Origin of the sequence: Kineococcus rhizosphaerae, assembly GCF_003002055.1 — a bacterium.
In the GTDB taxonomy this organism is placed as follows: Bacteria; Actinomycetota; Actinomycetes; order Actinomycetales; family Kineococcaceae; genus Kineococcus; species Kineococcus rhizosphaerae.
In genome coordinates, this window is the sequence record NZ_PVZF01000015.1 from 113,635 (window position 1) to 125,732 (window position 12,098).

Here is a 12,098-nt window from a genome sequence, read left to right on the forward strand (position 1 = left end):
CTCGTGGAGGTCCCCGTGTCCGTCCCCACCCACCCCGCCCCCGGCCGCGTGCTCGTCACCGGGGCCACCGGCAGCATCGGCCGTCCTCTGGTCGACGAGCTCAGCGCCCGCGCCGTCCCGATGCGCGTGCTCTGCCGCCGCCCCGAGCAGGTCCGCTCCTTCACCGACCGCGGCGTCGAGGCCGTGCTCGGCAGCTTCGAGGACGGCGCGAGCCTGCGGGAGGCGATGCGCGACTGCGACCAGGTGTTCCTCAACACCGCGGCCGGACCCGACCAGTTCCGCCACAACCGCGACGCGATCGACGCGGCCGTCGCGGCGGGGGTCCGCCACGTCGTGAAGGTCTCGGCCTCCGACGCCAACCCCCGCTCGGCGATCCCCTGGGCCCGCGACCACGCCCTGGCCGACGATCACCTGACCCGCAGCGGCCTCGCGTGGACCCGCCTGCAGCCGGGCGCGTTCACCAAGAACCTCCTGACGGAGGCCGCCGCCATCCGGCGCGGCTGGCTGCCGCAGACCAGCGGGCACGGGGCGACGGGCTGGGTCGACGTGCTCGACGTCGCCGCCGTCGCCGTCCGGGTGCTCACCGACCCCGGCGTGCAGGGCGGGTCCGGCGAGCGGGGCCGGGTCTACCGGCTGACCGGGGACCGCCCCCTGTCCTACCCCGAGATCGCCGGGATCCTCACCGAGACGCTGGGGCACCGCGTCCGCTACGTGCACGTCCCCGGGCCGGCGTTCTACCTCGCGCTGCGCGCGGGCGGGGTTCCCGGCTGGCAGGCGCGCGGGCTCGTCCACCAGTTCGTGGACGTGGTGCGCCGCGGGCAGGACGACGGGCGCCTGTGCACGCAGGACGTCCCGGACCTGATCGGGCGGCCGGCCACCACCGTGGCCGACTTCGCCGCCCGTCACCGCGCCGAGCTCACCGCCGCCTGAGGGCCCCCTCGGACGAACGAGCGCACGAGGTCCCCGAACCGCCCGGGTTCCTCCAGCGGCACGAGGTGCCCCGCGGGCAGCGACGCGAGCCGCGCCCCGGGCACCGCGCCGGCGATCGCGGTGTGGAACTCCGGCGGGCAGATCGCGTCCCGCTCCCCGGAGACCACCAGCGTCGGGACGGTGAGCCCCGGCAGCCGTCCCAGCAGGTCCGCACGGCTGTCCTGCAACGACAGCTGACGGTCCAGGACCGGTTCCTCGCAGCACATCGCCAGCGTGCGCGCCACGAGGTCGGGCCGCGTCGCGGCGACGTCCGGGGGCAGCAGCGAGGTCAGGATCTCCTCCTGCAGCACCCGCGCCGTGGCACCCTCCCGCAGCCGGGCCCGCCACCGCGCCCACGACCGTCGTTGCGCCGCCGTGGGTGCGCGCCCGTTCACGGCGGTCAGCACCAGGGCCGTGACCCGTTCGGGGGCCCGCAGCGCGAGTTCGGCCGCCACGACCGCCCCCAGTGACAACCCGCCGAGGACGAACCGCGGCGGGAGCACCCCGAGCAGCACCTCGACCTGCTCGGCCACCGACGGGCGGTCCAGCGGCGGGGTCAGGGCCCCCTCCAGCCCGCACCCGGCCCACAGGTCCGCCGAGCAGTTCATCCCGGGCAGCAGGACGAGTGCGCTCACCCCTTCACGGCGCCGTCGCTGAGCCCGGCGACGAGGTACTTCTGCGCCACGAACGCGATGACGACCACCGGCAGGGTCAGCAGCAGCGACGCCGCCCCGGCCTGCTGGAGCATCGGCAGGGTCTGCCCAAGCTGGGTCGCGATGAACACCGGCACCGTCTTGGAGGAGGAGTCGGTGAGCACGAGCGCGGTGAGGTACTCCTGGAAGGCGAAGAGGAACACGAAGATCCCGGCGGTGAGGATCCCCGGTCGCATGAGGGGGATCATCACCCGCCGCAGCATCCCGATCCGGGTGCAGCCGTCGATCATGGCCGCCTCGTCGAGCTCGCGGGGGATCTCGGCGAAGAAGTTGCGCAGCAGCCAGATCGTGAACGGCTGGTTGATGGCCACGAGGGCGACGGCCAGCGCGAACGTCGTGTCGTAGATCCCCAGCGCCCGGCTGATGTCGTACATGGGCAGCACGACCGAGAACCGGGGCAGGGCCCGGAACACCAGCGCCAGGACCAGCAGCAGCGCCGAGACGTAGCTCGGGAACCGCGACAGCGCGTAGGCGGCGGGGATCCCGATGAGCAGCGCGATGACCGTGGAGATGACCGCCACCACGATCGTGTTGGTCAGGTAGTCCGCGAAGTACGTCGTCTGCCACAGGTTCACGAAGGCCTGCAGCGTCGGGGTGTACCCGGTGAGCACCGGGGGATTCGCGAACGCGACGTTCGTGGGTTTGGTGACCGAGAGCGCCATCCACACGAAGGGTGCGAGCGTGACGACGCAGACGATCCCGAGCAGGACGCCCGTCACCACGGGTGGGCGCCGGCGGACGGCGCGGACCACGGGGACCTGCGCGAGGCCCCGCACCTGCGTACCGGGTCCGGTGTGCACGGTCATCGGGCCACCTTCGCTTCCTTGAAGATCCCGCGGATGAACGGGATGAGCATGACGAGGATGAGCCCGATGGTCAGCACGTTGACGGCGCTGCCCAGCCCCAGGTTCTGCGCGCCGTCGGCGAAGGCGACCGAGTAGACGTACATCATGATCGACTCGTTGCCGATGGCCGCGGCCTGCGGCGACAGCGGGATGAGGCTGTCGAACGTGCGCAGCACGTCCATGATCGAGATGAGGGTGACGAAACCCAGCACCCCGCGCATCGTGGGGATGATGACCCGCAGGTGGGTCTGGAGCGACGACGCCCCGTCGATGGTGGCGGCCTCGCGCAGCTCGGTGGGGACCGACTGCAGGCCCGCCAGGACGATGAGCATCGCGAACGGCAGCATGTGCCAGACGGTGTTCGAGACGACGACGGCGGCGTTCGGCACCTGGTCGGTGAACCAGAGCACCGGTGAGCCGCCGAGGAACTCGACGAACCGGTTGACGAGACCGCCGAAGTTGTCGTCGAACAGCCACGAGTACGCCACCGCCCCCACGAGGTTCGGCAGGACGTACGACACGAGCATGATGCCCAGCACGAGCGGCCGCGACGTCGTCAGCCGGTTCACGCCGATGGCGACGAGGTAGCCCAGCACCAGCAGCACCGCGGTGGTGACGACGGTGATGACGACGGTGAACAGGACCGCCCGCCCGAACCGGGCGTCGCCCAGGGCCGCCGTGAAGTTGGCGAGCCCGACGAACGTGCCGGGGGTCCCGTACCGGACGCTCTCGACGCTCCACTGCAGCGTCCGCACGAGCGGCAGGACCAGCAGACCGACCATCACGACCAGGCTGGGGGAGAACAGCAACCAGAACTCTCGGGGTTTCACGACCGGGACCTCCTCACGGACGACGGGACGGGGTGGTCAGCCGGCCAGCTTCTCCCCCGCGGCCTGCATCTGCGCCATCCCGTCGGCGACGGGCAGCTCACCGGTCAGGACCTGCACGAGGATCGGCCGGATCTCGTTGCTGAGGTCGGCCAGGACCGGGGAGACGACGGGCGGCATGGTCGAGGCGATGGACGCGTTGGCGGCCTCGCCGTAGGGCGAGTTCGACGTCGTGACGAGCCCCTCACGGGCCGGGTAGGCGGCGGGGATCGACGCCTTCGAGGCGTCCTCGCCGACGGCCGAGGCCATCATGGTGAACAGCATGTCGTGGTCGAGCTTGGTGTTCTTCGGGATCGACCAGCCGTCGATGGACAGCCGGCTGTAGCTGTACTGCGCGTCGGAGGTGAGCTTCGGCGCCCCCGCGAACGCGAACTTGTCCGAGAGGTTGGAGTTCGAGGCCAGCGTCAGGTCGTTCATCCGGCCCGAGAACATGATCGACATGGCCGCGGTGCCGTTGTACATCTGCTGCTGCACCTTGGGCTGGTCGAACGTCGTGACCTGCGGGTCCATGAAGGGTTTGAGGGCGAGCATCGCCTCCAGCGCCTGCTGCGCCTGGGGGCCGTCGAGGGTGACCTTGCCGTCGGCGTCGACGAAGTCCGCGCCGAGGGAGTTCATGGCGGCCTCGAAGCTCGTCGTCACGTCCGACGTGGCCAGCCACGGCAGGGCGATCGGGTGCTCCATCACCCCGGCCGCCTGGATGGCCTGGGCTGCCGAGACCATCTCGGGGAACGTCGTGGGGGCCTCGAGGCCGAGCTGGTCGAAGACGTCCTTGCGGTAGGCCAGGACGAACATCTGCGCCTGCATCGGCAGGGCGTAGAGCTTGCCGTCGTAGGACATCCCCTGGCGCATCGACTCGCTGATGGCGTTCAGGTCCTGCTTCGAGGCGTACTTGGCGAACAGGTCGTCGAGGGGCACGAGCTTGTCGTCCTGCGCCAGGCTGGGGATGACGAAGCCGTAGGTCTCGACGAGGTCGTAGGTGCCGGTGCTCCCGGCGAGGGTGGCGGTGGTCTTGGTGACCTGCCCGCCGAAGTCGATGGGGTCGTGCTTGACCGTGACGTCGCCCTTGGTGCAGCTGGACACCATGGTGTTGGTGAAGGGGTCGATCGCGGAGGAGTTGTAGGCGAGGACGTTGACCGTCGTCTTGGCCTTGGGGGCCTCGTAGTCGCAGGTGACCGACGTCGCGTTGTCGTTCCCGACGCGACTGCCGGCCCCGCACCCGGTGACGACGAGAGCACCCGCGACGGCCGCGGCGATGAGGGCGAAGGTGCGCTTCTCTGTGGGCATGGTCAGAGGGTATGCGTATGCACAATCCGAAGGGAAGACTCACCGGGAAACTCTCGCGTACCGATCGCGTTGCGCCCGAGTTTCGTCAGGGTTTCGCCCGGCGCAGTTCGGCCAGGTGCGCCATGAGCGCGTGCGCGAGGTTGTAGACGACGAAGTTCGCCCCGTCGGCGAAGGCCGCCGTCGCCGCCGCCGCGTTGCCGACGATGTCCATCCGCAGCTTCCCGCCGGCCGCCACGGCCGCGTTCACCCGGGCGGTCGACTCCGCCGGGGACGGGTCGTCCGGCCCGGACACGGCGGCGAGGTCGGCCGGCCCGACCATCACCCCGTCCATCCCCGGGGTGCGCAGGATCTCGTCGACGGCCGCGACCCCCGCGGGCGACTCGACCATCCCGAGCACGAGCGTGCGGCGCAGCTGGTCCTCCCGGTGCGTCCCGGGGTCGACCGTGCCGAACCGGCCCGCGCGGCTGTAGGTCGCGAAACCCCGCTGCCCCAGCGGCGGGTAGTGCGCCGAGGCGACGGCCTCCGCCGCCTGGGCGGCGTCGTCCACGTGCGGGACGAGGATCCCCTCCGCGCCCTGGTCGAGGACCCGCAGCACCATCCCCGGGTCCCCGCTGCCGACCCGCACGACGACCGGGACCCCGTGCACGGCGGCGAACGCGACGTGCTGCCGCAGCGCCAGGACGTCGCCCGCGCCGTGTTCGCAGTCGACGAGCACGAAGTCGAACCCCGTGACCGCCGCCATCTCCACGAGTTCCTCGGCGGGCATCCGCAGCAGCACGCCCACCAGGCGCTCCCCGGCCCCGGCGCGCTCGCGCAACGAGTCGCCCATCACGCCACCATCCCCGCCGACAGGTCCACGTCGGCGCCGCACAACCCGGGCATCCCCAGCATCGCCACCACCGCCCGCCCCACCTCCTCCTCGGTCACCATCCGCCCGAGCGCGGCCCGGGAGACGAACTCCTCCTGCGCCTGCTCGACGGTCGTCCCGGTGCGCTCGGCGGCCAGCCGGAAGTTCCGCTCCATGCGCGGGCCCTCGACCGGACCCGGTGAGAGCGTGTTGACGTTCACGCCCGCGGGCCCGACCTCGAACGCCAGGGTCGACGTCAGGCCGATGACGGCGGTCTTGGACGCGCAGTACGGCGTGCGGTTCAGCAGCGGGCGCTTGCCCGAGACCGAGGCCACGTTCACGACGTCCCCGGCCCCGCGCGCGACCATCGCGGGCAGGAACGCCCGGCACACCAGGAACGTCCCGCGGACGTTCACGTCGAACACCTCGTCCCACTCCTCGACGGAGACCTCCGTCAGGGGCGCGACGGGCCCGGGGATCCCCGCGTTGTTGACGACGATCGAGACCTCGACGTCGGCCAGTTCCGCGCGCAGGCGCTCGACGGACGCGGGGTCGGCGACGTCGCAGACGGCGGCCCGGGCGCCCAGCCGGTCGGCGACCGCCGCGAGTCTCCCCGTGTCGCGACCGGCCACGACGACGTCCGCCCCGGCGCGGCGCAGGGCCGTCGCGATCGCGGTGCCCAGCCCGCTGCCGCCCCCGGTGACGAGGGCCGTGCGACCGGCCAGGTCGGTCACGGCGTGACCGCCAGGGCCTGCTCGATCCAGTCGGCGCGGCGGCCCGCGTGCTTCCAGGCCCGCACGTCGCCGGAGCGGGCGTGCCCCTCGAACAGCTCCACCCGCGCCGCGCGCCCGCACACCTCGCCGAGCCGCGCGGACGATGCCGGGTCGGTGATCTCCTGGTAGGTGACGGTGCGCAGGTACTTGCCGACCCACAGCCCGCCCGTGTACCGGGCGGCGCCGAGCGTGGGCAGGACGTGGTTGGTCCCGATGACCTTGTCGCCGTAGGAGACGCACGTGCCCTCTCCCAGGAACAGCGCGCCGTAGTCGTGCATCTTCTCCAGCGCCTCGCGCGGGTCCGCGGTGAACACCTGCACGTGCTCGAACGCGAACGCGTCGGCCAGCGCGTACGCCTCGTCGAGGTCGTCGGCGACGAGGACCTGCCCCCAGTCGCGCCACGCCGGGCCGGCGTAGTCGGCCGTCGGCATGCCGGGCAGCAACCGCTCCACGTGCGCGAGGACCTGCTCACCCAGGGCGCGCGAGGTCGTGATGAGCACCGCGGGCGACTCGGGCCCGTGCTCGGCCTGCGAGAGCAGGTCGACGGCCACCAGGAACGGGTCGGCGCTCTCGTCGGCGACGATCAGGATTTCGGTGGGCCCGGCGAACAGGTCGATGCCGACCTCGCCGAACAGCTGCCGCTTCGCCTCGGCGACGTAGGCGTTCCCCGGGCCCGCGATGAGGTTGACCGGGGCGATCGTGTCGGTGCCCAGGGCCATGGCCGCGATGGCCTGCACCCCGCCGAGCACGTGGATCTCGTCGGCCCCGGCGAACTTCATGGCCGCGATGGTCGCCGCGGGGACCTCCCCGCGGATGGGCGGGGTGCAGGCCACGACGCGCGGGACCCCGGCGACCTTGGCGGTGACGATGGTCATGTGCGCCGACGCCGTGAGCGGGTACTTCCCGCCCGGGACGTAGGCTCCGGCGGCCTGCACCGGGACGTGCTTCTGCCCCAGCCGCACCCCGGGCAGGGTCTCGACCTCGAGGTCGACGAGGGAGTCGCGCTGCGCCTGGGCGAAGGTGCGGACCTGGTCCTGGACGAACCGGATGTCCTCGAGGACCTGCGGGTCCAGGGTGGCGACGATCTCCTCGACGCGGTCGTCGTCGAGGCGGGTGGGCCCGGTCCAGCCGTCGAACTGCTCGGCGTACCGGCGCACGGCGGCGTCGCCGTCGCGGCGGACGTCGTCGACGATCGCGCCGACCCGGGCGGCGACGTCGTGCTGGGTGGTGTCGGCGAACGACTTGGTGGGCGCGCTCTTCAGGTGCAGCACCATTGCGGGACCTCTTTCGTGCATACGTATGTCCGAGAGGCTTCCAGGTATACACGCTGCACAGGGGGGTCGGCTAGACTCCGCGCCGATCGGACCGGGGGCGGAGGGTTCCACCATGGCAGTGACGAGCCGCGACGTCGCGCGCGTCGCGGGTGTCTCGCAGCCGACCGTCTCCCGGGCCCTGCGCGACGACCCGCGCCTGTCCGAGCAGACCAAGCAGCGCGTGCGCGAGGCCGCCGTGCTCCTGGGCTACGTGCCGAGCGACGCCGGTCGCGCCCTGTCCTCCGGGCGGACCCGGCGGATCGGGCTGCTGGTGACCGACCTGACCAACGAGTTCTACCACCACATCATCGCGCCGGTGCACCACGAGCTCGCGCACCACGGCTACCAGCTGGTGCTGCACACCGAGTCCGACGACAACGGCGACGTGGTGGACCGCCTGCTGGCCAACGGGATCGACGGCGTCGTCCTGGCCACGACGACGGTCGACTCCCTCGCCCCGCTGCGCCTGCGCGACCGCGGGCTGCCCTTCGTCTACCTCAACCGCACGAACACCCAGGTCGACGCGGACTCCACCGTCGTCTCCCCCGCGCAGGGTTTCGCCGACGCGGCCCGGCGGGTCGTGGACCTGGGCCACGTGCGCGTCGGCGCGGTCCTCGGCCCGAGCAACACGAGCACGGGGCAGTCGCGCGAACTGGCGCTGCGGGCGGCGATGGCCGACCACGGCCTGGCCCTGGAGACCCGGTTCGTGCGTCGCGGCCCCTACGAGACCGGGGTCGGGGACGCCGCGGTCACCGAGCTCCTGACCCTCCCGGAACCACCGACGCTGATCTTCTGCGGCAACGACGTCGTCGCCTACGGCGCGCTGAACGCCGCGGCACGCCTCGGCGTCCGGGTCCCCGAGGACGTGTCGGTCGTCGGCTTCGACGACCTCCCGCCGGCGGCCTGGCCGATCCTGCAGCTGGCGACCATCGCCTACGACCTCGAGGGGATGGCCCGCGAGGCCGCCCGGCTGGCCGTCCTGCGGATCGACGAGCCTGCGAAACCGTTGTCCCACACCACGTTCGACACCACGTTCGTCGAGCGCCGGACGTTGGGCGAAGCCCCCCTCCACTGAGCCGGGAACCACCGGCACCCTCTTGCCAGCGTCTTGTGCATACGCATACCCTCTTGAGTGCCGGTGCGCGTCGAGGCCGCCGGGCCGCCTCAGCGAAGGGATGATCTCCAGTGGCTCTCGATCCGGTCGCGTACAAGCCGTACGCCGACCCCGACGACTTCATCCGCGAGGTGACCGACCTCATCTGGGTCGACCGCGCGATCAGCTTCATCCGCGAGAACTACGAACCGGACTCGATCGTGCACGGCCCCTACGGCACGGCGACGACCCGGGACGAGGTGATCGAGGGGACGCTGATGCGGATCGCGGCCACCCCCGACCGGACGGGCCAGGCCGAGGACGTCGTCTGGGAGGCTCGCGGGGACGACGCGTTCCTCAGCTCCCACCTCGTGCTCTCCGGCGACCTGCTGACCGGCCAGCACAGCCGGACCATCGCCAACTGCCTGTACCGCCGCGGGCGCATGGTCGAGGAGTGGGTCGTGCGCGACACCCTCGCCGGTGCGCTCACCCTGGGCCTGGACCTGGACGCGGAAGCCCGCGCGCAGGCGTTTCGCGGGTACACGGGCTCGTGGACCCGCCCCGCCCCCGTCGACGTCATCGCGGCCGGCGACTCCGGTCCCCGCCCCGACGAGCACCGCTCCGAGGTCGAACGGGTCCTGGAGCTGATCGAGACGGTCTGGAACGGGCGCGACCTGCAGAAGGTGGAGACCTTCTTCGCCCGCGACCTCGTGCTCCTCACCGTGGGCAACCGCGTCGTGATCCGCCCCGAGGGCTACCGCCGCGCCCTGCTGCGGTTCCTGGAGTCCTTCCCCGCCGGGCGGTTCGAGGTCCGCGACGTGCAGACCAACTACGCCGTGCGCTACGGCGGGCTGCGCGTCGCCGTCACCTGGAAGTTCGTCGGCGACTACACGGGCGTGACCAGCTACGGGCCGCGGACGGGCAAGCCCGTCGACCTCCTCGGCATCTCCCAGTTCACCTTCCACCAGGGCTCGCTCGTTAAGGAGGTCCGCCTCTGGGACGACATCGCCTTGCGCGCCCAGATCGCCGGCGTCCGCGGTGACGTCGAACCGGGCCCGACCAACATCTACTGACAGCCCGCCGAGGAGACGACCATGACCACCGACCACGCGCACACCGAACTCACCGTGGACGCGGCGGAGATCGAACGCCGCACCGTCCGCCGCAGCGACTGGGTGGCCTGCAACGCCGCGTTCATCGACTGCCGCACCCCCGGGTCGGACCGCAAGGAGAACTACGCCTTCATCGGCGGCGGGGTGTCGCAGAACGCGAACCAGTTCATCAACCTCACCGAGCCGCACGGCTTCAACACCGGGGCGGCGGGGATGCCGAACGGCATCTCCAACAACCTGCACCTGCACTTCACGGCCGAGGTGTTCGTGAACCTCGGTGGCGAGTTCAGGCTCCGCTGGGGCGTCGACGGGAAGCAGGGCGAGTACGTCAGCACCGACGGCGACATCATCACCGTCCCGACGTGGATCTTCCGCGGTTTCACCAACGAGGGCCCCGACGACGGCATCCTGTGGACCGTGCTGGGCCGCGACGTCACCGGCGGCATCATCTGGGGCCCCTCGGTGCTGAAGGAGGCCGAGTCCTACGGCCTGCACCTGACCGCGGACAACCGGCTCGTCGACACCGTCGCGGGTGACGAGCTGCCCGAGGACGTCGCGCTCATCAAGCCGATGAAGGCGAAGTACATCGACGAGCTCACGACGTACTCCGTCGAGGAGATGCGCCGCCGCGTCGTCCAGTCCGGTGACCGGGTCTACAGCCGCAACGCGCTGCTGTGCGCGACGCTGCCCGGCGGGGCGGCCGAACTCGCCCTGGTCATCGGCTACGGCATGACCGAGGACCGCCGGCAGGTCCCCAACGTCACCGAACCGCACTCCTTCAACATGGCCTGGGTCCGCGCGGCCGCCGAGGAGGGGCTGCTGCGGCACCGGCACGACCGCACCCAGGCGCTGCTCGTGACGTCCGGCCGGTGGGCGATCACCCTGAACGGCGACCCGGCGACCACGGTGGAACTCGGCCCGCGCGACTCGTTCTCCGTCCCGCCGGGGGCCTGGCGCGCGTTCCGCTGCGTCGAGGCGGGTCCCTCCGGCGCCGGCGAGCTGCTCGTCGTGAACTCCGGCGACGACCGCGTGTACCTGGACTGGGCCCCCGAGGTCGTCGACGCCGCCCGCGACACCGACCGGATGATCGACCCGAACGGCTACCTCGCCCCCGTCGGCGTCATGGTCACCGCCACCGAGGACGACTGACCCCCTCGCTCCTCGCCCCTTCCCGCGTCGCCCCTTCCCGCGTCGCCCTTCCCGCGTCGCCCTTCCCGCGTCGCCCTTCCCGCGTCGCCCTTCCCGCGCATCGCACACGTCGGGCCCTCCCGCGTCAGTTCTCAGGGTCCGGAGTGTGCGGTGCGCGGTCGGGAGCGGGGGCCAGCAGGCGCTGGCGGGCCAGCCGCGCGAGCTCGCGCGTCGCCGGGGACACCACGGTCCCCTCCCGCTGCACCAGCGCGACGACGTCGTGCAGGGGTTCGGCGAAACCCACCGTCCCCAGGTGCGCGGGGAACCCGGCGCTGCGCGCGACGGCCCGGCTGACGAAGGTGTCGCCGACGCCCCGCGCGACGAGCCCGAGCGCCGCCTCGACGTGCTCGACCTCGATGAGGGGTTCCAGCCGCACCCCGGCCAGCCGCGCGCGCTCGGCCACCTGCCGCCGCGTCGGGTCGCGCCAGCCGTAGTGCGCGTCGTAGAGGACGAGCGGCGCCGCGGCGAGGTCGGCGATCGTCACGGGCCGCGCCAGGCGTTCCGGGCGGGCGCTGACGTAGAGCACCTCGTCGCGCAGGACGGGCGTCACCGCCAGCCCCGCGTCGTCCACGGGCAGCACGACGAGCCCCGCCTCCAGCTCCCCCGCCGCCACGGCCGCGGCGACCTCCACGGAGTTCAGCCCCACCAGCCGCACGCGGACCCCCGGGTGCCGGGCGTGGAAGTCCTCCACGAGACCGGACAGCAGGTAGTAGTCCGCGTTGCGCAGCACCCCGAACGTCGCGACCCCGCTGCCCAGGCTGCGCAGCGACCGCACGGCGTCCGCGCCCGCGTCGGCCGCCGTCACCGACTGCTCGGCGAAGGGCAGGAGCTGCTCACCCGCGCTCGTCGGTACGAGCCGGCGCGGGCCCCGGGTGAACAGCGCGATGCCGTGCTCCTCCTCGAGCCGGCGCACGAGTTCGGACGCCGACGCCGAGGCGATGCCCAGGTCCGTCGCCGCGGCGGCGAACGACCCGGTGCGCGCCGCGGCCAGGAACGCCCGCAACTGGTTCAGCGTCACGAGCCACAGGGTAGTCCTGCCGGAACCAGAGGAAACCTGGTCCTTGTCCTGGGTCT

At 72.2% G+C, this 12,098-nt stretch carries 12 protein-coding genes; 4 read left to right on the top strand and 8 right to left on the bottom strand.

Annotated features, from left to right (window positions below):
* Positions 1 to 15 precede the first annotated feature (15 nt).
* The gene (locus CLV37_RS23465; protein WP_170127464.1) at positions 16 to 930 is read left to right on the top strand and encodes an SDR family oxidoreductase; all 915 of its coding nucleotides are present in this window, start codon (positions 16 to 18) and stop codon (positions 928 to 930) included.
* Here the strand turns inward: CLV37_RS23465 and CLV37_RS23470 are convergent.
* From CLV37_RS23470 to hisD, 7 genes are all read right to left on the bottom strand, one after another.
* Positions 903 to 1,604 (bottom strand): alpha/beta fold hydrolase, encoded by a 702-nt coding sequence (locus CLV37_RS23470; protein ID WP_106215078.1) that lies wholly within the window; start codon positions 1,602 to 1,604, stop codon positions 903 to 905. The two genes, CLV37_RS23465 and CLV37_RS23470, sit on opposite strands and share 28 nt — an antisense overlap.
* Positions 1,601 to 2,488, bottom strand: a complete 888-nt coding sequence (locus CLV37_RS23475; RefSeq protein ID WP_106215080.1) for a carbohydrate ABC transporter permease — start codon at positions 2,486 to 2,488, stop codon at positions 1,601 to 1,603. Before CLV37_RS23475 ends, CLV37_RS23470 begins: the two co-directional genes overlap by 4 nt.
* Positions 2,485 to 3,357, bottom strand: coding sequence for a carbohydrate ABC transporter permease (locus CLV37_RS23480; protein WP_106215082.1), 873 nt, complete (start codon positions 3,355 to 3,357; stop codon positions 2,485 to 2,487). The genes CLV37_RS23475 and CLV37_RS23480 overlap by 4 nt, the downstream gene beginning before the upstream one ends.
* Positions 3,358 to 3,393: 36 nt before the next feature.
* Entirely contained in the window at positions 3,394 to 4,698 is a 1,305-nt protein-coding gene (locus CLV37_RS23485; RefSeq protein WP_106215084.1) for an ABC transporter substrate-binding protein, read from the bottom strand.
* An 85-nt stretch (positions 4,699 to 4,783) separates the two neighbouring features.
* Positions 4,784 to 5,527: an HpcH/HpaI aldolase family protein gene (locus tag CLV37_RS23490; protein ID WP_106215162.1), complete on the bottom strand. Its 744-nt coding sequence runs from the start codon at positions 5,525 to 5,527 to the stop codon at positions 4,784 to 4,786.
* A complete protein-coding gene (locus CLV37_RS23495; RefSeq protein WP_106215086.1) occupies positions 5,527 to 6,279 on the bottom strand; it encodes an SDR family NAD(P)-dependent oxidoreductase in 753 nt (250 codons plus the stop codon). Before CLV37_RS23495 ends, CLV37_RS23490 begins: the two co-directional genes overlap by 1 nt.
* Positions 6,276 to 7,592, bottom strand: coding sequence for a histidinol dehydrogenase (gene hisD, locus CLV37_RS23500; protein WP_106215088.1), 1,317 nt, complete (start codon positions 7,590 to 7,592; stop codon positions 6,276 to 6,278). The genes CLV37_RS23495 and hisD overlap by 4 nt, the downstream gene beginning before the upstream one ends.
* 112 nt (positions 7,593 to 7,704) lie before the next feature.
* On the opposite strand from hisD, the gene CLV37_RS23505 reads away from it, so the two are divergent.
* The 3 genes from CLV37_RS23505 to CLV37_RS23515 all read left to right on the top strand — a co-directional run bounded on the left by CLV37_RS23505 (position 7,705) and on the right by CLV37_RS23515 (position 10,985).
* Entirely contained in the window at positions 7,705 to 8,706 is a 1,002-nt protein-coding gene (locus CLV37_RS23505) for a LacI family DNA-binding transcriptional regulator (protein WP_170127465.1), read from the top strand.
* Between the two features lie 110 nt (positions 8,707 to 8,816).
* Positions 8,817 to 9,797: an ester cyclase gene (locus tag CLV37_RS23510; protein ID WP_106215092.1), complete on the top strand. Its 981-nt coding sequence runs from the start codon at positions 8,817 to 8,819 to the stop codon at positions 9,795 to 9,797.
* A 21-nt stretch (positions 9,798 to 9,818) separates the two neighbouring features.
* Positions 9,819 to 10,985, top strand: coding sequence for a cupin domain-containing protein (locus tag CLV37_RS23515; protein ID WP_106215094.1), 1,167 nt, complete (start codon positions 9,819 to 9,821; stop codon positions 10,983 to 10,985).
* A gap of 124 nt (positions 10,986 to 11,109) precedes the next feature.
* Here the strand turns inward: CLV37_RS23515 and CLV37_RS23520 are convergent, their stop codons facing one another.
* Positions 11,110 to 12,042: a LysR family transcriptional regulator gene (locus CLV37_RS23520; RefSeq protein ID WP_106215096.1), complete on the bottom strand. Its 933-nt coding sequence runs from the start codon at positions 12,040 to 12,042 to the stop codon at positions 11,110 to 11,112.
* Positions 12,043 to 12,098 lie beyond the last annotated feature (56 nt).

Coding starts and splice junctions, on each gene's coding strand:
- CLV37_RS23475 (WP_106215080.1), bottom strand. CDS start 2,488: ATGACCGTGCACACCGGACCCGGTACGCAGGTGCGGGGCCTCGCGCAG.
- CLV37_RS23485 (WP_106215084.1), bottom strand. CDS start 4,698: ATGCCCACAGAGAAGCGCACCTTCGCCCTCATCGCCGCGGCCGTCGCG.
- CLV37_RS23490 (WP_106215162.1), bottom strand. CDS start 5,527: ATGGGCGACTCGTTGCGCGAGCGCGCCGGGGCCGGGGAGCGCCTGGTG.
- hisD (WP_106215088.1), bottom strand. CDS start 7,592: ATGGTGCTGCACCTGAAGAGCGCGCCCACCAAGTCGTTCGCCGACACC.
- CLV37_RS23505 (WP_170127465.1), top strand. CDS start 7,705: ATGGCAGTGACGAGCCGCGACGTCGCGCGCGTCGCGGGTGTCTCGCAG.
- CLV37_RS23515 (WP_106215094.1), top strand. CDS start 9,819: ATGACCACCGACCACGCGCACACCGAACTCACCGTGGACGCGGCGGAG.